Origin of the sequence: Ureibacillus thermosphaericus (genome assembly GCF_012396605.1) — a bacterium.
GTDB classification, from domain to species: domain Bacteria; phylum Bacillota; class Bacilli; order Bacillales_A; family Planococcaceae; genus Ureibacillus; species Ureibacillus thermosphaericus.
Genome location: NZ_JAAXPW010000008.1, coordinates 67,071 through 86,570, shown reverse-complemented (window position 1 = coordinate 86,570; position 19,500 = coordinate 67,071). Strand labels below are relative to the sequence as shown.

Annotated in this window: 23 protein-coding genes and 1 riboswitch; all 23 genes read right to left on the bottom strand. The window is 35.2% G+C overall.

Annotated features, from left to right (window positions below; genetic code table 11):
* Positions 1 to 143 precede the first annotated feature (143 nt).
* Positions 144 to 1,004 carry an MBL fold metallo-hydrolase gene (locus HF990_RS05495; protein WP_016838085.1) on the bottom strand — a complete coding sequence of 287 codons (861 nt, stop codon included), beginning with the start codon at positions 1,002 to 1,004 and terminating at the stop codon, positions 144 to 146.
* Between the two features lie 165 nt (positions 1,005 to 1,169).
* A complete protein-coding gene (gene metA / locus HF990_RS05490) occupies positions 1,170 to 2,114 on the bottom strand; it encodes a homoserine O-acetyltransferase MetA (RefSeq protein ID WP_016838084.1) in 945 nt (314 codons plus the stop codon).
* 93 nt (positions 2,115 to 2,207) lie between these two features.
* A riboswitch (SAM riboswitch) is annotated at positions 2,208 to 2,315 on the bottom strand.
* A 64-nt stretch (positions 2,316 to 2,379) separates the two neighbouring features.
* Positions 2,380 to 3,144 (bottom strand): hypothetical protein, encoded by a 765-nt coding sequence (locus tag HF990_RS05485; RefSeq protein WP_096551102.1) that lies wholly within the window; start codon positions 3,142 to 3,144, stop codon positions 2,380 to 2,382.
* A 2-nt stretch (positions 3,145 to 3,146) separates the two neighbouring features.
* Positions 3,147 to 6,908: a DEAD/DEAH box helicase gene (locus HF990_RS05480; RefSeq protein WP_168412184.1), complete on the bottom strand. Its 3,762-nt coding sequence runs from the start codon at positions 6,906 to 6,908 to the stop codon at positions 3,147 to 3,149.
* A 112-nt stretch (positions 6,909 to 7,020) separates the two neighbouring features.
* Positions 7,021 to 7,458, bottom strand: coding sequence for an acyl-CoA thioesterase (locus tag HF990_RS05475; RefSeq protein ID WP_016838081.1), 438 nt, complete (start codon positions 7,456 to 7,458; stop codon positions 7,021 to 7,023).
* 291 nt (positions 7,459 to 7,749) lie between these two features.
* Entirely contained in the window at positions 7,750 to 7,914 is a 165-nt protein-coding gene (locus HF990_RS05470; RefSeq protein ID WP_168412183.1) for a hypothetical protein, read from the bottom strand.
* Between the two features lie 275 nt (positions 7,915 to 8,189).
* Complete coding sequence (locus HF990_RS05465; RefSeq protein ID WP_168412182.1) at positions 8,190 to 8,555, bottom strand: hypothetical protein; 366 nt, start codon at positions 8,553 to 8,555, stop codon at positions 8,190 to 8,192.
* Positions 8,552 to 8,773, bottom strand: a complete 222-nt coding sequence (locus HF990_RS05460; RefSeq protein WP_168412181.1) for a WYL domain-containing protein — start codon at positions 8,771 to 8,773, stop codon at positions 8,552 to 8,554. The genes HF990_RS05465 and HF990_RS05460 overlap by 4 nt, the downstream gene beginning before the upstream one ends.
* A gap of 146 nt (positions 8,774 to 8,919) precedes the next feature.
* Positions 8,920 to 9,651, bottom strand: a complete 732-nt coding sequence (locus HF990_RS05455; RefSeq protein ID WP_168412180.1) for an N-acetylmuramoyl-L-alanine amidase — start codon at positions 9,649 to 9,651, stop codon at positions 8,920 to 8,922.
* Position 9,652: 1 nt separating this feature from the next.
* Complete coding sequence (locus HF990_RS05450) at positions 9,653 to 9,904, bottom strand: phage holin (protein ID WP_168412179.1); 252 nt, start codon at positions 9,902 to 9,904, stop codon at positions 9,653 to 9,655.
* Between the two features lie 14 nt (positions 9,905 to 9,918).
* The gene (locus HF990_RS05445; RefSeq protein ID WP_168412178.1) at positions 9,919 to 10,164 is read right to left on the bottom strand and encodes a hemolysin XhlA family protein; all 246 of its coding nucleotides are present in this window, start codon (positions 10,162 to 10,164) and stop codon (positions 9,919 to 9,921) included.
* 106 nt (positions 10,165 to 10,270) lie between these two features.
* Positions 10,271 to 10,507, bottom strand: coding sequence for a hypothetical protein (locus tag HF990_RS05440; protein ID WP_168412177.1), 237 nt, complete (start codon positions 10,505 to 10,507; stop codon positions 10,271 to 10,273).
* Between the two features lie 105 nt (positions 10,508 to 10,612).
* The gene (locus HF990_RS05435) at positions 10,613 to 11,023 is read right to left on the bottom strand and encodes a ribonuclease H family protein (protein WP_168412176.1); all 411 of its coding nucleotides are present in this window, start codon (positions 11,021 to 11,023) and stop codon (positions 10,613 to 10,615) included.
* Positions 11,024 to 11,036: 13 nt separating this feature from the next.
* Complete coding sequence (locus HF990_RS05430; RefSeq protein ID WP_168412175.1) at positions 11,037 to 11,660, bottom strand: hypothetical protein; 624 nt, start codon at positions 11,658 to 11,660, stop codon at positions 11,037 to 11,039.
* Positions 11,661 to 11,676: 16 nt separating this feature from the next.
* Positions 11,677 to 12,549 (bottom strand): phage tail protein, encoded by an 873-nt coding sequence (locus HF990_RS05425; RefSeq protein WP_168412174.1) that lies wholly within the window; start codon positions 12,547 to 12,549, stop codon positions 11,677 to 11,679.
* Positions 12,549 to 13,202 (bottom strand): phage tail protein I, encoded by a 654-nt coding sequence (locus tag HF990_RS05420; RefSeq protein WP_168412173.1) that lies wholly within the window; start codon positions 13,200 to 13,202, stop codon positions 12,549 to 12,551. The genes HF990_RS05425 and HF990_RS05420 overlap by 1 nt, the downstream gene beginning before the upstream one ends.
* Positions 13,195 to 14,310 carry a baseplate assembly protein gene (locus HF990_RS05415; protein WP_168412172.1) on the bottom strand — a complete coding sequence of 372 codons (1,116 nt, stop codon included), beginning with the start codon at positions 14,308 to 14,310 and terminating at the stop codon, positions 13,195 to 13,197. Before HF990_RS05415 ends, HF990_RS05420 begins: the two co-directional genes overlap by 8 nt.
* Positions 14,303 to 14,626 (bottom strand): GPW/gp25 family protein, encoded by a 324-nt coding sequence (locus tag HF990_RS05410; protein ID WP_168412171.1) that lies wholly within the window; start codon positions 14,624 to 14,626, stop codon positions 14,303 to 14,305. Before HF990_RS05410 ends, HF990_RS05415 begins: the two co-directional genes overlap by 8 nt.
* A gap of 5 nt (positions 14,627 to 14,631) precedes the next feature.
* The gene (locus HF990_RS05405) at positions 14,632 to 15,297 is read right to left on the bottom strand and encodes a phage tail protein (protein ID WP_168412170.1); all 666 of its coding nucleotides are present in this window, start codon (positions 15,295 to 15,297) and stop codon (positions 14,632 to 14,634) included.
* Positions 15,298 to 15,310: 13 nt separating this feature from the next.
* Positions 15,311 to 15,541, bottom strand: coding sequence for a hypothetical protein (locus HF990_RS05400; protein WP_168412169.1), 231 nt, complete (start codon positions 15,539 to 15,541; stop codon positions 15,311 to 15,313).
* The gene (locus HF990_RS05395) at positions 15,541 to 16,575 is read right to left on the bottom strand and encodes a phage late control D family protein (protein WP_168412168.1); all 1,035 of its coding nucleotides are present in this window, start codon (positions 16,573 to 16,575) and stop codon (positions 15,541 to 15,543) included. Before HF990_RS05395 ends, HF990_RS05400 begins: the two co-directional genes overlap by 1 nt.
* Complete coding sequence (locus tag HF990_RS05390) at positions 16,572 to 16,775, bottom strand: tail protein X (RefSeq protein ID WP_311733629.1); 204 nt, start codon at positions 16,773 to 16,775, stop codon at positions 16,572 to 16,574. Before HF990_RS05390 ends, HF990_RS05395 begins: the two co-directional genes overlap by 4 nt.
* 16 nt (positions 16,776 to 16,791) lie before the next feature.
* Positions 16,792 to 19,455, bottom strand: a complete 2,664-nt coding sequence (locus tag HF990_RS05385; protein WP_168412167.1) for a phage tail tape measure protein — start codon at positions 19,453 to 19,455, stop codon at positions 16,792 to 16,794.
* Between the last annotated feature and the right edge of the window lie 45 nt (positions 19,456 to 19,500).

Below are 19,500 nucleotides of genomic sequence, written 5' to 3'. Positions count from 1 at the left end.
AGAGAACAGCTATTCACGGAAGTTATAAAGACTTGCGTCAATCATCTTAATTGAACCGCCGTATACGGAACCGTACGTACGGTGGTGTGAGAGGACGGGAGTTAATCGCTCCCTCCTACTCGATTTTTATATGCTTTTGTGAGTTAATGTTCAAAACCATCAACGTATCTTCCATCTTTCGGAATTGCCAATTCATCGAAGTGATGAACTAATTGGGCTAATCCATTTTCCAATTCTTCACCCGACATTGGAACACCGTGTCCACATAGTGCCACTCTTGGACGAAGATAAGCGAGTTTTGTAACGCTTTCTCTTGCTAATTTCCAATTCGTTGTAAAATATTTAGGCGGGCCAGAGATTTCCTTTTCTTGTACAAAAACTTTAAACAAAGACTCTTGTTTCACCGTAACGAACGCATCACCAGCAATTAGCGCACGGTCCCGTTCACGAAAAAGAGAGATATGACCTGGTGAATGTCCCGGTGTTGGAATCCACTTCCATTCAGGTAACATCGGGATTGTTCCATTTTTCGGCAGTGCATGAACAAAAGAATCTAACTGTATTGGCTGTTTGGGAAAGTATGGTGACATTCTCGCAACGAGTCCACGATCTACCGTAGGATCTGGATTTGGATAGCTTTGTTCTCCTATTAAAAATGGGATTTCTTCTTCATGGGCATATACTGGGACATTCCAATGTTTTACTAAATCAACAATTGCGCCAACATGATCAAAATGTCCATGGGTTAAAAGAATCGCTTTTGGGCGGGCATTTTGACCGAAACGCTGCTCAGCTTCTTCAATGATTGCATTAGCTGATTTCGGCATTCCCGCATCAACTAAAACCCATTGATTGTCTTTATCTGGATCACCAATAAAGCAAACATTGACTACTTGGATTGTAAAATGATATAAATCCTCTGTAATGTTTAGCCCTACCCCACTTAATATAGAAGTGACGGGAATAAATTTATAATCATCACCATAATGTAGCTGTTCGGACATTTCATTACCCCCTTTACATATTATTGAGTATTTCCAATTATGAATTCTTTATTTGTTCAAGAACTTCATTTTGCACTCGCTATTGTCATTCATATGTATGAATTGTTTTATTAATAAAAAAACTGTAAAAATTCTTCCGTGGAAGAAGAATTTTTACAGTTTTCATTAAATATGATAATCAATTGGTTCGTAACCATCGACAAAATGCCAGTCGTAAGGTGTTTCTTGGTAAACATAGTAGTTCAACCAGTTATAGAATAATAGGTGGGCATGTGCTCTCCAACTATTTTTTGGTTTTTTTGTTGGGTCATTGTTAGGAAAATAGTTTGCTGGAATGTCTATTGGTAATCCTTTCTTTACATCACGCTCATATTCTTCGGCAAGGGTTGTTGCATCATATTCCAAGTGTCCTGTAATCATAATGTGTTTATTATCTTTTGATTGAATGATAAAAGGTCCTACTTCTTCAGAATAGCTCAACAATTGTAAATCAGGATGTTGTTGCACTTCCTCTAAGGAAACTGACGTGTATCGAGAATGAGGTGCCACAAATTCATCATTGAAACCACGAACTAAATCGTTTGTTAAGTCTGTTATAGTGTGTGAATAGATACCAGAACATTTTTTCGGCAACTCAAATTTCCCTATTCCGAAGTGATAATATAGTGCTGCTTGTGCCGCCCAACATATATAAATTATCGATGTCACATTGTCTTGTGCCCAGTCTAAAATTTCAGTTAATTCTTTCCAATAATTAACTTCTTCAAATTCCAACCGTTCTACTGGTGCCCCGGTAATGACCATTCCATCAAAACGGCGATGCTTGATTTCATCAAAAGTTTTATAAAACATCTCTAAATGGCTTTTTGACACATTTTTTGGCTCATATGAAGCTGTATTTAAAAATGTTACATTTGTTTGTAAAGGAGTGTTACCGAGTAAACGCAATAATTGTAATTCTGCTTTTTCTTTTTCAGGCATCAAGTTAAAAACCAAAATATTTAATGGTCGGATTTCCTGTGATAACGCACGGTCTTCTTCCATGACGAAAATCTTTTCATTTCTTAAAATTTCTCCAGCTGGTAAATTCTTCGGAATATTAATTGGCATTTCTCATGTCCCCCAATTCTACATTTAATTAATAAAAAACCCTCTCATTCCAGCATAGGAAATGAGAGGGTACAAACATTTCATGTACGCACTCTCTTATCTCCCAAGGCATAGCCTTGCTGGAATTAGCACCTTTCTAACAATCGTTAGAGGTTGCTGAAGCTTCATTGGGCCAAGTCCCTCCGCTTCTCTTGATAAGAAAGTTTTGAATCCTTATAAAATTAAGATAATCCTAACACATTTAATAGGGATTTGCAATATTAGGTTATTTTATTTTACTCTGCATTTTTGTTAGCCATTCCGAGCTCTCTTTCTCATTCAATTCTTGTTCTAATTGTTGATCCCAACTATTAAATAATGTATTCCATACGCGGATAAATAATTCCTTGTTTTCAGCGTTCCAAATAATGAATTCGATACAAGGGACATCATTTACTTGAGTATTTTCCATTGATAGTATGGATTTGATTTCTTGATGATCTTCTTCCAGTTCCGTCGCTTGCATGTTTTGTATTGCTTTCATCATAAAAGGTGCACTTACTGGCCCCTCTTCATTACGTATATAACGATAGATTTGTTCCGGAAAATCATCAAAGTCTAATACTTCCTCAATATCGCCTTCTACGATTTGATGATGTACAGGGCTATATAGTAGCTCTATTGCTACGGGTTCTAATTCCTCTTCAAATACTCCTAGAGAAAATTGTTTCATTCCTTTTTCGGTAAGTTGATAATAGTTATTTTCCCGTATCAACAACCCATTTTTTTGCATTTTCCGTAATAAATCTTCTATAAATAGTGGCTCTACCAGTAAAATTTCACTGAGCTGTTCAGCCCTTTCGAAAGTTGATTTTTGGCAAGAGAAAAGTAAGATTTTCATTAATATATCCATCGTCCTCTTTCGAACTGGCTGATAAGTGATTTCATACGTATGCATCGGAATACACCAAATATCCGTATGAATGATTAAAGCAGATTTTTCTTTTTCAAGCTTTTTTATTAATTGTTGCTGTATTTGATGGAGTTCCATGTTTATGTTAAGAACGTCTCCTTCGTTATTTTTCGAATACCTTGTTGTTTTTCCACTACTTCATATAGATATTGATACATTTCTTTAGTGTTCTTTGCTTTTGGTCGATTCATGAACATTTCTGAGCTGCCAATAATCATCAGTAATTCTCTTGCTCTCGATAATGCAACGTTTAACCGGCGGTAATCTTTTGCAAAACCGATTTCTCCATGTGGATTGTTTCGAACCATACTTAGTAGTATAACGTCCATTTCCATACCCTGGAATTTATCGACAGAGCCTGTCCGAATATGTAAATGGGACAAATTCAACTCTTCTATTAACAAATTAACTCGATTTACTTGCTCTCGATAGAAACTAATCACACCAACGGATTTTAAAGCATCATTTTCAAGTAAGCCTTGTTCTTTTGATTTTGCAGTTGCTTCGTTTAAATCGATTAATAGTTTCCGTATTGTTTCTAGTTCGGAAGAGTTAAATAAACTAGCGCCTTCCTTCATTCTTTCTTCAAAGTAATGTGGCTCGTTTGGTAGATCGAACCATAATAAATGTTCATGGCGTTTTACATAATTTCCATTTAATTTATGATCTCTTGCTTCATCAGAATTATCTAAACCACAATGTAAGGACTCGTTGCCGGTCCTATAAAATGGAGTGATGGTTTGCATAATCTTTTCATGCATTCTGTATTGAATTCCTAGCATTTTCTTATTTGTGCTAGGTAAATTTTTATATAGGCGTTCAAATAATGATTCTTCCAAAAGCTTCTCGAGTTCCCTTTTTTCTTCAAAAGTGTCGCTTTCTTTCATAACTACTTCCAATGTTTCTTCAAATGTATCGTCACCGATTAATGGTGGCAACTGATGGTGGTCACCGACAAGAATAATTTTTTTCCCTTTTAACATTGGAAGTAATAATTCAGGCGGTGTTGCTTTTGATACTTCATCAATAATGACGACATCAAAAATAGGATAATTGTCCATAAAATCTTTATTTGCGGAAGCAACACAAGTTGTACCAATCACATTTGCATGTTTCACATATAGTTTTCGGATTTCATCTAAATCGTGTTCAGTAGAATTATTTAGTAATGAAAACCATTCTTTTTGAATTTCCTTTGTGATTGGCAACAGTTCAATTTGTTGATGTAATTTTTCAATTTTTAATTGGAAATCCTTAATTTTTTCTTTCGTTTGTTCCAGTTCGAACTCAGGATTTTGTTTTATGAGTTGTTGCAACTGTTCAGCTTTTTTCTCTAAAACAATGCCTTGTCGATGTAATTCTTTTAATTCTTTATGTATGGTCGATAATAATTCTCCACCATTGGAAAGTTCTTTTTCAATTGTGGCAATCTCTTGATTGATTTGAGCTTTTTCATGTTCATATGTTTGATAATTGGCTTGTTGTTCAGTTAGTGAAGAAATCTTTTCATTTAATGCGTCGATGATAACTTGTAACTCGTCAATAGATGGTATGAAATCTGTGTTTTCTATTTGGAAATTCTTTAGTTCTTGATGATATTGTTGAATCAATTGTTGCAGTTGCATCTCTTTTTGGCTTAACGATTGAATATGTTGTTCGCTAAGCCCTAATTGTAGTGAATATTGTTCCGCAACTTCCATTTTTAATTTTTCAAAAACGGTTTTCGATTCTTCTGCTAATCCTTTGAATTGCAATAATAGCTCATTGACATAAAGCCTTCTGATATATAGGCCGCGTATAGAAGGAATTCCATTTTGGCGATTGATTTTTTGTTGTTTAAAAGCAAGCGCTAATTTATCTAGAAACTCATTCACTTCATGTAAAGAATATTGATGATTTGGCGGCAGCTGAACGGGCTCTATTTGAATTTTTAATGTTTTTTCATTGTATTCAATGGCTTTTTCAATCCGTTCAGAAATTTGCTTCGCGGGTTTTAATTTCAATATTTGTTGATAAATTTTGTCCATATCAAGCAGCAACTGATTAATGACAAACCCTCTTTTGATTCCATGAGTTTCAATAAATCCTTCTACTTCTTCTAATTTTTTATAAGATTGCAATTGGTTAAACGTATCGCTGAATTCCTCTTGTTTTCTTTTCAATATTGTGATTTCATCTACTACTCGTTGCCATTCAGCTTGTGCTTCATTCAATTTTTGTTCCACATGAACATAGTTGATTAAGTTTTCACTTTCTCGAATGTGTTTTTGTGCGTCTTTAATTTCTTGCTGAATTTGATTAAGACCTTTGCTTGCTATCGTTTCTTCGATTTCTCTGAGCTTTTCTGTCCGTTCGTTTAAAGAGTTTTGCAATGTTTCGATTGATTTTTCGGTTTTTTCTTTTTCTTTATTATTAGAGATAATTTGTTTCTTTAGCTCAGCAATCGACTCAAATATACCTTTTAATTCTTTCTCGGCTTCCTTTTTTCGCAAAATATCACGTTCAAGTTGAGCTACTTTTTCTGTTAGCTGTTCAATTTGCGTTTTGTAATCCTCTATTTCTTTTTGTAATAATTCTTCTTTATGCTCATGTTGGTTAATTTCCTTCGAAATGGCATCAAAGGTTTGTGTTTTCCAATATTCTGCAACATTTTCCTCAATAAATTTTTTGCCTTCTTCTTCAATGCTTTCTGTACGACCGTATCGTAAAATTCGAATATCTTTATTTGCTAGTAGTCTTCCAAGGGCATTATCAACAGCTAAATTTGATTGGGAGGCAATAAGCGTTCTTAGCCCCATTTTGACGTTTTGATAACAAATTTCAGAAATAACGGTTGTTTTACCTGTGCCAGGCGGGCCTTGAATGACAAATAAATCTTCAGCTTCTAGCGCACCCCTTACCGCTTCTCTTTGATATTTGTTTAAATTGTTATGGAATTCAATATCAAGATGGTTATTGCGTTGTGCTACGTTTGGAACATCTTCAAATAAAAAGTTTTCTAGATTAGGATTTGCGGCAAGTCCTTCTTTTAGTCGATCGAAGCCTTTTAAAAGACGATTTAACTGAGATTTTGTCGAGGCATTGCTAAAGGTGATGGAATCCGTATGAAAATCAAAAACATTTTCTTTTGCTAATTTACTTATTTGAGGAGCTAATTCAATTTCGATGGTTTGATGTTGAATATTTGTTTTGACAATTTCCCCAATTTCATTTTTTATGCCATGAACATAAGCGTTCATCCCTTTTAACGATTTCCACTCTTTATCGTGAATACCACGTACCTTTAATGAAACCGTTGAAAAGTCTGAACTGTAAGAAATGGATTGGATATTTGCCTCGATGTCATCGATGTTGGCATTTTTATATAAAACTTTTAAATAACCTTCCCAGCTTGAAATCCGTTTATTTACATAGTCGTATTTTTCTTGTGCTACAGGTAATTGAGCGATGGTTTTTATAAAGTGCTCTGAGTAAGAATGGCCATTGATTCTAGAAGGGACGAAATGGATTCGCATGCCCTTTCGTCTGTTTGTATCAACGGGTGTATGTTTACCCTTTGTTCGGAAACTTTTCGCTATAAGGCCATTTTTTATATCAAATACACAGTCTAAAATCACGACGCGTTCGTTCATTTTTTTCGATAATTTTTCATTTCGACGATTGTCAAAATAAATCGTAAGGGATAGGGATGTTTCTTCTATCGATTGTTTTTCTAAAAAAACAAAAAATGATGATTGTAAACTAAAAAAGGCATGTTCATCGGTAAAATGTTCCTTAATCGCTTCTCGGGCTGTGTTTGTTAAGACGATAAAACATTTTGTTAATTCTACAGTTTGCACCATGAACATCCCTCCTTTTTACTCACAATCGTCATTATATCAAAAATGATTCATCCAATATAGAATTATCGTTAAAAAGGAAAATGACTAGCCATAAAACTAGTCATTCATTTTATTAAGAAGTTTTTTCTTTTTTTGTTCGAGCAATTTCGTTATATTTTGAATCCCATTCAGGATCAACTTTTCGAAGTGGAACAGGTTTGAAATCGTCTTTTTTTACTAAGATATTTACAGTCGTGCCACTTGCGGCAACAGAACCATCTTCGTGTAAAATTTCATAACCATATGTAGTCCGCAATTTGTCATGTTGTTCTACCCATGTACGTACTTTAGCAATTTGTCCATATCTCATTGATTTTTTATACTGGATGGATAAATCGATGACTGGCGAAACATAACCCATTTCTTCTAATTTTGCATAGTTAAACCCTAAATCACGAATGAGTTGGGTTCTGCCCATTTCCATCCAAATAAGGTAGTTTGCGTGGTAGACAACCCCCATTTGATCGGTGTCGGCATAGCGGATTTCTACTTCTTTTTCGCTGACAAACATTTGTATCACCTCTAGTAAATTCTAATGCTTATTTTACAGCATTTTATAAAATATCTATAAAAATTAATTGTTTATTAGAATAATAATATCAAGAGAAATTCGAATCAAATGAAACTTATAAAATTTATGGTTATTACCATTTAGAACACAATAAAACCCACTTTACCCCAACTAATTGGGGTACATTTTGGGGTACTGTTATATATACAAAAAGAGCAGATGACTACATTCTAAATTATATTTAATGAAAATAATACTAAACAGAAGTCAGGTGTTTGTCTACCTGACTTCTTACATAAATAACTCGTTTTTATTTGGTTTTTCAATTTTCTTTACCTTCTTTTTAATGCCTATTTTATTTATCTTTGTGGCCTTTTCAATCATTTCATCGTTCCATCGGTTAAAATATCTATCCAACATATCAATAATAACATCAAAGATATCTCTTTTCTTCAATCACTTTCACCTTTCCACATTTTATTCAGTAACGCACTGATTTTCTTCAGTCTTTCCTCGCTCAAGTGCATTAAATCAAAAGAGAAAATAATGATGGTGATGATAATATTCTTGAAATATGAAAGGATGGATAAATGTCTGATTTTTTACTGCTGTGGTGTTTGTGGGTTCGTTAGCGGTATTTTACCGTATGGGATACAGAAATGGAATTATACGTGGATTGGATAAAATATTAGAAGATTTGAATGAGGATTAAGTCACTCAATTGAGTGACTTTATTTACTGTATTCGGATTTTCGATATGGCAAGCCAAGTAGTCTTTTAGCTTCTTCATTTACCCAATTCCGCAGAGCAATGTTTGAGTACTTTAACTCGAACTTTAATCCTCGTTCCAGAACAATATACTCGGTGAATGATTCATCCAAACGATTTTCTGATTGTATTTTTACTCCAAATTTATATAGTTGCGATTTTACAGTTTTCAAATCATTTTGTAATTCCTTTATTTTAGCGCTAATCCATTCTTCTATTGCATAATGAAGTTTTAATTTTTTTATATATTTACTATCACGCTCAAGTGTCCTGATTGTTAAATCAAGTATGATTTGCTTGTGAATTAAATTATTTGTTTCGCTGTTCATACAACTTCACGCTCGTTTCTTGTTACTGGCATTATTGCAAGAACATTGTTGATAATAAAAGTTCTAGGTGAATGTCTTGTAAAGCAATAAGCAATAAAATCATGATCAAGCACTTTCAAAATTTTAACTTTTCGCTTTGTAATTTCATTTTTCTTAGAAATATAAATAATGTCTACAAGTTGATTTCGTTCTAGGGCATTCAAGATAGATTTTTTCATCTATTCCACCTCATAAGAACATTTGTTTTGTTTATTATAGAACGAATGTTCTTATTTTAGCAACAAAAAAATTACCGCCTTCCTAAAATTTTGGAAGGCGGTTTTATGATATTCAATAAATAATTCATTTACTTTTATTATATTCATCAAGCAGTTCTATTCAAGTAAATAATTGCATAGCTAATTAACTGTGAATCTGTGTAGCTTTTAATACGTTCTTCCGTGTGATATGCAGCATTAAAGATTCCTTGTTTACAAGCTTTACGAATGAGCTCTCTTGCTTCATTGCGTGCTGTTTCAGTTAGCATATATAATTCCTCCTTCTTGCCATCCACAACTGTGGAAGATGATTTTAAGTGGTGTCCAACGTACTCCGCCAATTTTTCCGCAATCGAACGACATATTTTTTCGAAATCCCTACGGTAGATCGATACGTCCACAGTGCTATTCACAAAGCATACCTCTATGAGAATGGCAGGTTTGTTTGTATTGCGTAAAAAAGCTAATTCTTTACGCTCTTTCGCCCCGCGATTAATTAAACCACTCACATCCGATATTGCTTTACTCACTTTTGCTGCAAGTTCTTTTTGGTCATAATAAAGCACTTCAACCCCAAGCCCCTTATCTGTTCTGGTCGCTGAGTTAAAGTGCACTGATACATCAAGTTTTCGGTTTGTTTTATTATGCTGTGTCACTAAATAATTCAGATTTTGCTGTTGATTTTTGCTAGTGTTATCCTCAACATGATTCACTGTGATTCCACTGCTTCTTAATATTTCTATTACTCTTTTTACAACCTTTCGAGCTTCTGTAACTTCGTCGATTAAATCTCGTGCACCAGTGCCAACCGCCCAATGTCCGGGACTGATTGTAATCATTTTATTTCAACCCTTTCTTCTTTAATTCAGCTTCTTGTACTCGTGCTTTTTTCGTTACTACATAAGTGTTTTTCCATACACCATAAAGTACTAAAATAAAAGGCACTGCTGCCATTAACACATTCACAAAAGCGTCAATCGTAGCATCGTTAAACCAAGACAATTCAATTCCTAATGCTTGCAAAAATAAAAGGATTGCAGATAGCAACCCTCCGAATAAAGCTATATATTGTTTTAATTTGTCTGCTGACATTTTTATCATTCCTCCTAATTCGTTTTTAGCACTAATCCTAATAAAGCTAAAATTATTGCACCAATAATTGTCGTGGATGCCCAGTAAATAATTTTGTCTATTTTATCAATTCGATGGTGAGCGCTCTTTGAACTTTCATAAGCCTTTGTTGCGAGATCCTCGGCATTTTCTGCCGTCATTCGAATCCCTTTCACATCATCGACTTTCGCTTCTATTCTTCCAAGACGTTCATAAACATCTCTTACTAATTCCTCACCCATAACTACACCTCGCAAAACAAAAATAACACCGCTCGGCACGGTGTATTTCTCGTACTAGATGCAATAGAAAAAGCACCCTCGGGTGAGAGTGCTTGAAACATACATATTACCAACTAGATGTTTTAATAAATTTACTTTTAATTTCCTCAGGTAAAAAATTATCTAATTCCGCTGCGCCTTTCTTAGATAAGGTGTATGCAATAGCATAATATTTAGTGTAAAGTTCACCTAATTCTGAGGCATCAACTGGTTCTCTGCTAACGTGTAAATTTACTAATTCAATTGCAACATCATAAATGTTTCTTTGTATAGGTGTTGGTTTAACTGAAATTCGTTCAGACATACTCATCCCTCCTTTCGCCAACAAAATTCGGCGTCAGGAAGGATTTTCCTTTAATAAAATTTTGATATTTTTATAACTTATAATTTATGTCACACTTTGAGACAATTACGCTCCTAGCAATTGCGACAACATTTTCTCAATATATGTCTGTTGTGCTACTTTAGCAACAATTCTTTCTACTGTAACTGGCGGCTTTGTGCTATCACCTTCTTCAACGACAATTGTTTCAGAACTAATAGACATTTTCAGCACGTAGTCATTATAAATATACTCGCTTGTAATAATATCGATTTCTCCTGTCCCAGGATTGATTGTTTCTTGTTGTAATAAGATAGTAATAGTCTGTATTTTATTAATATCACTAAAGATAGAATCGATACTATTTAAATCATATTTGTTCTTGTCAAATACAAATTTTAATGTATCTCTATTTGCATTTTGATAAAAAGTTCGTTCGCCATCTACCTTAACAATATCTAATTCTGTCCCATCTATTAATTTAATTTTATTACTCATTTTTAATAACCTCCTATTTTTTATGGAAGATAATCCTTTTAACTTCAAATATACTAGGTTTAGTTGTTGCAGTATTATCCACGACATTACCAATAGAGAAATACCAATTTACTAAATCAGAATGATTTAGCGGCGCGTCACTATTTATAGTTATAAAGACTGCTGATATATCGTCTTCACCTGTAGGATTTAATGGATACCAATACCAACCTCTATTTTCAAAATTAGTAGATACACTTGTTATATAAAACCTGAAATGGTTGCTTCCTCCGCCATTTACTCCTCTATACTGAATCTCAATGGACTTATAATTATTCCATCTTATACCTTCTGCTAATGTAATTACTGATTGTGATTTATTTACTCCGGCGGGCAAGTTCATAATAACAGAATCAGCAGAATAATATGGTTGATAAGTATTATAACTAGAAGAATAAGATGGGTTTTGAACTAACGACTTATAAAATTGCCCATTTAAAAATATAATTTCTCCGGATTTATCTTTATCAAATACTTTTCTATTTACTCCACCTACACCCCTATGAACCTCCACGATTTCACGATTAACCCCATCTACTCCTCTATATATTTCAATTAATTCTCTATTTACTCCATTAATTCCACGATAAATAGACAATCAACTCACCACCTTACTAATACACCATATGAATAGCATCATTCGCTAATGTTCCTTGTGGTGGTGTTTGTGATACTGTAACACTTGTACCTGTATAAACAGGTCTTTGATTACCGTCAACTATTGTTTTATTCGATTTTAGAGTTAATGCATCTGCTCCATCTACTCTAAAAACTAACCCAAAATCATTAGTTGTACTAGCGTTCCAAAATAATCTTGTATCATTCTCTCTACCTGGTACGCCGAAAATTAATGCGGGTATTCCTTTATGGATTGCTAGATTTCCTGTTAATGTTCCACCTGTTTTATCTAATTTATTATTCCAATCATCTTTTTCGTTTTGGGATACATGTTTTACACTATCTGCCAAGTGCGACATAACTTTGTTATCTAACTGCGTCAAATTATCACTAACGACACCGACTTTTTCATCAACATATTTTCGGCTAGCGATTATAACCGAGGGATCCACTTTCATAGTGACAGCACTTGCATTTGTTACTTCGATAATCATTCGTAGCAACAAATCTTTGGTAGCTCCATCATCAAGGGACGGCTTATATGTTTCTGGATATTTACCAATCGCAATCAAGTCGCCAGCATCATCAAATATCCCCACTTCGCGAACTGTAAATCCACCTTGTGTTGCCGGGATATAACTTTCAATAACAATCCAATTTGGATTTTCAGAGTCAATTTCAACCGAACCAATATTACCACGCCATACTTCATTTCTTAGTTGTATATCATTTTGGGTTGGATTGTAATAAGTGCCGCCGCCATCACCAACTGCAATTTCAGTCAAGTCTACTTTTTTCCCAGTAACTTGAGCATTTGCGAGTTTTGCTAGACCCGCAGATGTTAAAATTGAATAAAAGTTTTCAGCCATCATATCTCTCCTTTCGGATAAACCTCAAGTGATTCAATAGTCTGCATTCCGGATGCCGATTTAAATTTTGCTGCTGTTTCAATTTCAGATATCATCCATGGATAAACGGTAAGTTCCTCGCCACTGCTCATTGTTAGAGCGAAATTCTCTTTAACATGAGTTGTTAAATATATCTTTATCACTTCAATCCATGAACGATTATTTTTATAAGTTTTAACAAGTCTTTCTAACAATTCAATGGTTTCTTGGTTCAGACCGCGTTGAGAGACTTCCAATATCTCAACTCTAAAATAATATGGATCTCCGTTATACTCGAACCATTCATTTATAACTCCTCGTAAATTCAACATGTCAAATATACGATTCAGTGCATATTTGGTACCGTTTTTACGATGCATTTCTATTGCATTTCTGACTACATTACATTTTTCTTCAAATGTTAAATCCTCGTAAAAATCCACATGTTTTTCATATGCCAAATAATCAATTAATTCTTCTGGTAAACCTTCAAATTCGTATTTTGCAAGTTTTTCAGCAAAGAAAAGAAACTCGTCATATAATTCTCTTACTTGAATTTCAAAAGCTTCAATTAACGCCACTACAAAATCATCCTGTTGAAGTGATTGAGGAAACAAATGAATTAAGTTACTCATCTATTAACCCCATAAAAGTAATAGTAGGATTTACGTCTTTTGCAATCTGCGTTTTTTCTAATACTGTATAATTAAGCCCTTCAACAGTGATTTTGTAGGCTCCCTTATCTCTTAAATTAGCAATTAATACTGCTGGATTTATGTCTCGTCCTAATTTTGATTTCTGCCACACTAAGTAATTGTTAAATGCCTTCTCAATTTCAAGTATTAATGAATTTGCTACAGTTTCATTACTTCTGCTTAGCCAGTATTTAACTACAGGCGAGTATTCAATTATTTCTGGTTCACTAGCAGTCAAATAATCAGTCAAAGGTCGTTTATCATCTGCAGAGCAAATTTCAATTACTTTTTCAATATGCTCTGTAGTTGGTAGTTGTCCATTTCTTAAAAGAATTGTAATATGAGTTCTTCCAGGACTTGGGGATGTGATTTCAACGTCTATGATGTCTTGACTAGCTGTTAATGCCCAATATTTATATGCTCCTTCTGGTCCTGCAACACTAAACCGCTCAGGAGCCAAGCGTATACGTTCAGCATATGAATAATCATCTTCAATATCTGCTCCGCCTGCGGTTTCAGTAATATTCATTACCGCTATTACATAAGGTAACGGGTCAACCAAGTTTGTAATCTCACCTGGTAAATAACCGTTGCCGATTGTACCCGTTTCAGTACAAACTGCATCAACAACATAAGTATTGATTCCTACGTCTACAACCTGTGTTTCTTCCGTTGCAAAATAGATATTTCCAATTGAAAAACGAGTACCTGCAGGAATAGTTAATGCTGATGGACGGCCTTCATCAAGAACAAATTGAATTTTCGTTGTTGCAGCACTTGCACCTAGTCGAGGAGTATCCATTTCGGCACCTTTATGATCTAATGCATCATCAGTTGCGTAAGATAATAAAGACTGTTTTAATGCATAATCTGCTCTATTTCGTTCAATAGCCACAAAAGCAGCTAAACCCTCAATAATTTTTCTTCGTGGATCTGCTCTTCCATATTCTTGACCAGTAGCTTCAGTCACATGAAAAAGCATTTCCTGAAGTATTTTCTCAGGGGCTTTTTCGAAAAAAATTATTTCCGGTAATCCAAACCTACTCATCTTCTTCAATCACCACCTTCGCAACGGGTTTTAACAAACCTCTTTGTGAATCTTCCGAGTCTTGTTCATAACGGATAGATTCTACTACAGCACGTGGTTCAAACGTGTGTATCGCTTCTACTATTCTCGCTTTATTGATTGCTTGAGCTCGTTGAATGGGGCCGTCTAAATCAGGAATCCAACCGAATTCTCTATCAAGGGGACATGTCATTTGATAAGTGGACAAAATAAAAGCGACGTTCTGGATTACTTCATCCGGACCCGTCGCATTAAAATTTATTGAATTTAGTATTCCGACTTCAGCTGTAATTGCCACTTAAATCACCCCTTTACAAATTTGGAATATTTGTTGTTAGCCGTAATATATTTGCCACCGCCCAAAGAATACCAACCGTTTTTCTCTCCATAAACAGTTAATGTATCGCCTTTAAAAGCATAACCCAGTACCTTATAATTCACTCCTGGTCCAGAGCGAATATGAACTGATTTTACGGTTATTATCATTTTTCCTATTGGTTTCAATGAACTATTTGAGCTAGCTATCTTTACTTGTGGTGGTTTTATCGTTTTTTTACTTGATTGAATATCACTTTTTGGGTATTCCATTAATGTTAATTCAACATCCATACTTATTACATTACCTTTATTATCTATCACTTTATGAACTTCCGTGGCTTTAGTTATTACCCAATGATTGACGGAAATAGGTTGATTTCCCCTAATGAATAATGATGTATGCCCTTTTCTTGCAAACTCCCTTAATTTGGCCATTTCTTTTTCGGGGTCTACTCCAAAGTCGGCTCTAAACTTAATTTGTAAAGTAATTTCATCTACACCTGGACCTCTAAACTCAGGTAAAGGTTTATTTTGTAGTATATCATGCGTGTCCCACCTAGGAGTTGTTTCTCTTTTAAAGTCGCTATAGGTTACATTTTTTAGATCATTAATTTCAAAGACAATACCAGCGTAACTACCAATAACGGGCATTTATTTCCCTCCTTTATTCCGATATTAAAGGAGGTCGTAGTTCATTATAAAATGTTCCTAAAATAAATCCTTCTGATTTACTTGTGTACAAACAAAGTACTGGATCATTAATTTTAGGAATCTCTACATGAGCAAGTATAGGTAACTCTGCAGACACTTTATCATCTAATTGACTAAATCTTACTCTAGCGCTATGTCGTTCTGGATAGATAGCAACTACTTCACCTACTTTAGCTAAATTCATCAATATCCCTCCAGGCATCTTCTTAAATGTAGGGTTATGTTTGATTCTCGATGTATAACTTTTGTAGCAATATACTTTCCGTTAATTCGGCCGAAGCCGATTAAATTAAATGTCATTCCAGCGTCAATGTGAATCAAACTAGTAACTGTTAAAGTGATAGTTGTTGCGTTTTTGTTCTTTTCTCTCAGTCTTTTCTTGGCCAATCTATAAGCTTCCTCATTGCTCGATACTTCTTCGTTTATATATAGAATTCTTCCTATGTTGTTCGGGACGTTTGGAGGTGTGAATGTTGCAGAATATGTTCTATTTTTTCTAGAATTACGATATTTAACTTTACAAGCAGCATAAGTATCAAACAGAGATGTTTTGAAGGCGTAATTTATAACTTTAATAGGATCCGTCGACTTACTATGTCTAATAATTGTTGCTACTGGCGGCTTTGCTTCATAATCTGCTTCATCTAAAATCACTATTGTTTTGTTTGCTAGTTTTAAACAAAGTCCGGCATCTTTACAAATTGAGTATAAATAAGATAAATCTGTTTCGCCCTCTTGTTCCCAACGATCTTTTTTAATCACTTCACTTGATTGATAATAAAGCTTCATTCCATTTGCTTTTGCAATGTCGCTGGCCACGGTTTTTAGTGTTGCTTTTTCCCACGCCCTAGACTTTTGTTGTCCACGTAAACTATTTGCTTCTGTAATTGAAAGAGCTTTGATAACAATCCTTGACGGCGGTCCGTTACCTGTTATTTCATCAATTTCAAACTCCCCTATTTTGGTTTTTAATTCTTCACGATTCCATCTTGTCTTGTATAACGTTGGCTTGATAATTGATCCTTTTCGAGGAAACCAATCATTTAACCAAAGTGCATCACGATCCTGTAATGTTATTTCTAAATTATCTATTTCGCCAGATAAATTGTCTGTATAAGTCCATCCAGTAATAAAGTTTTTAAGTTCTGCAGTAATGTCTTGGTGATTGTATTCGATGAAAAGCGATGTTCTTCTTCCAATATCAGTTGATTGATTCATAGTTCATCTTCCTCTCCTAGCCATGGAGGACGTGAAGTTGTTGATGTAGTCATCTCATCAATTTCTGGAACATTTAAAAGGACACCGCCACTAAAAATGACGGTGCCGTTATGTTTAGGATTGGCTTCGATTAGAAGCGGGAATAAATATTCGCTACCCCATAGCTTATAAGATATTAAATCCCAAGTGTCACCTTGGATAGTAGTATATGTTGAATTAGCTATTGTAGCTCACCCGCCTTTCAACACCGGAGAGGTCTATACTATTAATTCGTGATTCTAGATTATTCAGCGCTTGTGCAACACGCTGACCAGCTGTTTGAATATTCATAAGCGAATAGATCCATCCGCTTGCGTGACCAATATATGAGGCTAATAATTCCATGTTATGTGAGGCGAGTTTTGTTTTCTCCTGAAGTGGATAAAACGAGCCGTAAACCATTCCACTTGCTTGACCTGCGTACATTGTTAATATCGACATATTATTGGAAGCAAGATTCGTTTTCTCTTGCAGAGGGTAGAACGAACCGTAAATCATACCGCTTGCCTGGCCAAGATATTGAGTAAGAAGTGAAGCATTGTTAGTTGCCTTTGCAATCTCAGCATTTAATTTACTAGTGTCAATGGATGCAACTGCTTTATCAGATATTGGCGTTTGTGATGCAGATGCTTTTTGTCCACCGAATAAGTTTCCAATTTTTCCTCCTAGCCAGTCACCTCCAAGACCGCCAATAATACCTCCAACTGTTCCACCGATGACTGTTCCAACTCCAGGTATTACAGAACCTATTGCAGCACCAGCAGCCACTCCTGCTGCTGCTCCGCTTAGTCCTCCAACAGCAGAACCAACTGCTTCCGGTTTATTATCAGAAGTTAATATATCAGCACCATAACCTAAAACAGCGAGAGGTGCTAAAATCTTTCCTGCTCCCTTACCTACTTTTCCTGCCATTGATACAGCCTTCGTAATTTCTTTTTGTTTGGTAAGATTCTTATTACCCTTCAATAATTCAGTAAAGCCTTTTGGTTTTTTCTCAGTTTCTTTTACGGTTGTTGGAATAGTAGCAACAGCCTTATTGGTTTTCTCGCTAGATTTAGCTTTTGAAAAAATGTCTTTTCCTTTCCCGAACAGCCACTTGCCTCCACTAAGACCTCCTTTCATTAATAAACCACCGGTCATCATGTTAGCAGCAGCCGCCATTGCTAAGCCCCCAACAATATTTCCTTCTCCTATACTTTCAACAGAACCTTTTACTGCAGTTGTGAAAGATTTTACCCATGCTTTTCCAGCAAGCGTACCTAATTCTTTAAAAATACTATCTAAAGCTTTTCCACCATCGCCTTGCATCCATTTGTCAATTGTTTCGACAGTTTCATCCAATGCATATTCAACTTTTTCGCTAAAGTCCATACGACCATACAATTCCCAATTTTTAAGATCTTCTTGGTATTTAAGCATGGCTTCTTCAACTTCTCGATGATTCATCTCCGGTGTGATTTCAGGTTTTATTGGCTTTTCGACAACTTGGAATGGTTTTGTGATGTTATCAAGAACATTAGCAACTGCTTTGCCTGCATTTTCAATTGCAGGGAGATTGTTTTCGATTACATACGATAAACCATTGAATGTATCTTCTAATACATCTAATATTGGTGTTCCAAATGCAATTTGAGCAGATTCAATGGCTCCGAAAAATTGCTCTTTTGCTCCTGCAAAGTTTTGCTTCATTTGTCTTGCTACTCTTGCTGCTGCACCTTCACTGTTTTCGAGTTCTCTTGTCATTTCTCGAATTTTATCTGCTCCATTACTGAACAAACTTAACATTGCAGTTGAAGCTTCGGCACCAAAGATATCAGCAGCATATGCCATTTTCTGCGTATCAGATAAATCTTTTGTTGCCTCATTCCACTCTTCTGTAATATCCGCCAAACTTTTAAATTTTTTATCTGAATCGACTGCTGTTATGTTGAGTTTTTTTAATGCTTTTTCAGCAGCTGTAGGGGGTTTGGATAACCTAATCAAAGCCATTCGTAAAGATGTTCCTGCTTGTTCTCCAGCTAAGCCTTTATCCGTTAATAAACCTGTTGCAGCACTTAATTCTTCTAATGATATGCCTAGTGTGTTTGCAGCTGGAGCAGCATATTTAAAGGCATGGCCTAAATCCGATACATCTGCTGCTGATTGGATCGCAGACATTGCGATGATATCAGCAACTCTACTAGCTTCTTTTGCTTCCATTCCAAAAGAATTGATTGCAGATGTTACAACATCTGATACAGAATCTAAACTTTCACCAGATGATTCTGCTGCAGCTATTAAGCCGGGCATTGCATCAATTATTTGTCTAGCATTCATCCCTTTTGCTGCTAGTTCATCCATTCCGATAGCAACTTCTGATGCTGATAAGCTAGATGATGCTCCTAACTTAAGTGCAGTTTTACTTAATGCCTGCATTTCTGCATTCGTAGCTTCAGCTTTTGCTCCGACTTTGGCCATTTGCGCTTCAAAATCAGCTGCAGTGCTGATAGATTTTGCGAATGCAGCAGTAGCTACTGCCCCACCAGTAGCTAGAGCTATACCTGCAACCGCTTTTGTTCTATTCCATGTCTCAGTACCAAATGATTTAATGGCATTAACTCTTTTTTGTGCATTTTCTAGTTTATTTAATTCTCTTGTTAGCTTTTCAGTCTCTTCTCGAAATTGAGATTCATGAATTCTACCTTGCCTAAAATCAGCACCTAATCGATCAATTTCTCTTTGTACTTGCCGAGCTTGTTGTTGAAAGTCTGCTAGTCCTGCTGTTGCTTTCTTGAAAGCACTAGTAAACGAACTACCTATATTACCACTGATTTCAACTGTTAGTTCATGTATTTTTGACATCGTTCTCATCCTCTGCACTCAACGCTTCAGTCCAAGCCTTCAATG

Bases quoted from the DNA above. Each gene is read 5' to 3' on its own strand.
- HF990_RS05480 (WP_168412184.1), bottom strand. From the start codon at position 6,908: ATGGTGCAAACTGTAGAATTAACAAAATGTTTTATCGTCTTAACAAAC.
- HF990_RS05415 (WP_168412172.1), bottom strand. From the start codon at position 14,310: ATGAGTAGGTTTGGATTACCGGAAATAATTTTTTTCGAAAAAGCCCCT.
- metA (WP_016838084.1), bottom strand. From the start codon at position 2,114: ATGCCAATTAATATTCCGAAGAATTTACCAGCTGGAGAAATTTTAAGA.
- HF990_RS05420 (WP_168412173.1), bottom strand. From the start codon at position 13,202: ATGAGTAACTTAATTCATTTGTTTCCTCAATCACTTCAACAGGATGAT.
- HF990_RS05485 (WP_096551102.1), bottom strand. From the start codon at position 3,144: ATGGAACTCCATCAAATACAGCAACAATTAATAAAAAAGCTTGAAAAA.
- HF990_RS05460 (WP_168412181.1), bottom strand. From the start codon at position 8,773: ATGAAAAAATCTATCTTGAATGCCCTAGAACGAAATCAACTTGTAGAC.
- HF990_RS05475 (WP_016838081.1), bottom strand. From the start codon at position 7,458: ATGTTTGTCAGCGAAAAAGAAGTAGAAATCCGCTATGCCGACACCGAT.
- HF990_RS05455 (WP_168412180.1), bottom strand. From the start codon at position 9,651: ATGATTACAATCAGTCCCGGACATTGGGCGGTTGGCACTGGTGCACGA.
- HF990_RS05450 (WP_168412179.1), bottom strand. From the start codon at position 9,904: ATGTCAGCAGACAAATTAAAACAATATATAGCTTTATTCGGAGGGTTG.
- HF990_RS05400 (WP_168412169.1), bottom strand. From the start codon at position 15,541: ATGAATTTAGCTAAAGTAGGTGAAGTAGTTGCTATCTATCCAGAACGA.
- HF990_RS05495 (WP_016838085.1), bottom strand. From the start codon at position 1,004: ATGTCCGAACAGCTACATTATGGTGATGATTATAAATTTATTCCCGTC.
- HF990_RS05385 (WP_168412167.1), bottom strand. From the start codon at position 19,455: ATGTCAAAAATACATGAACTAACAGTTGAAATCAGTGGTAATATAGGT.
- HF990_RS05405 (WP_168412170.1), bottom strand. From the start codon at position 15,297: ATGCCCGTTATTGGTAGTTACGCTGGTATTGTCTTTGAAATTAATGAT.
- HF990_RS05435 (WP_168412176.1), bottom strand. From the start codon at position 11,023: ATGAGTAATAAAATTAAATTAATAGATGGGACAGAATTAGATATTGTT.
- HF990_RS05425 (WP_168412174.1), bottom strand. From the start codon at position 12,549: ATGGCTGAAAACTTTTATTCAATTTTAACATCTGCGGGTCTAGCAAAA.
- HF990_RS05445 (WP_168412178.1), bottom strand. From the start codon at position 10,164: ATGGGTGAGGAATTAGTAAGAGATGTTTATGAACGTCTTGGAAGAATA.
- HF990_RS05440 (WP_168412177.1), bottom strand. From the start codon at position 10,507: ATGTCTGAACGAATTTCAGTTAAACCAACACCTATACAAAGAAACATT.
- HF990_RS05465 (WP_168412182.1), bottom strand. From the start codon at position 8,555: ATGAACAGCGAAACAAATAATTTAATTCACAAGCAAATCATACTTGAT.
- HF990_RS05395 (WP_168412168.1), bottom strand. From the start codon at position 16,575: ATGAATCAATCAACTGATATTGGAAGAAGAACATCGCTTTTCATCGAA.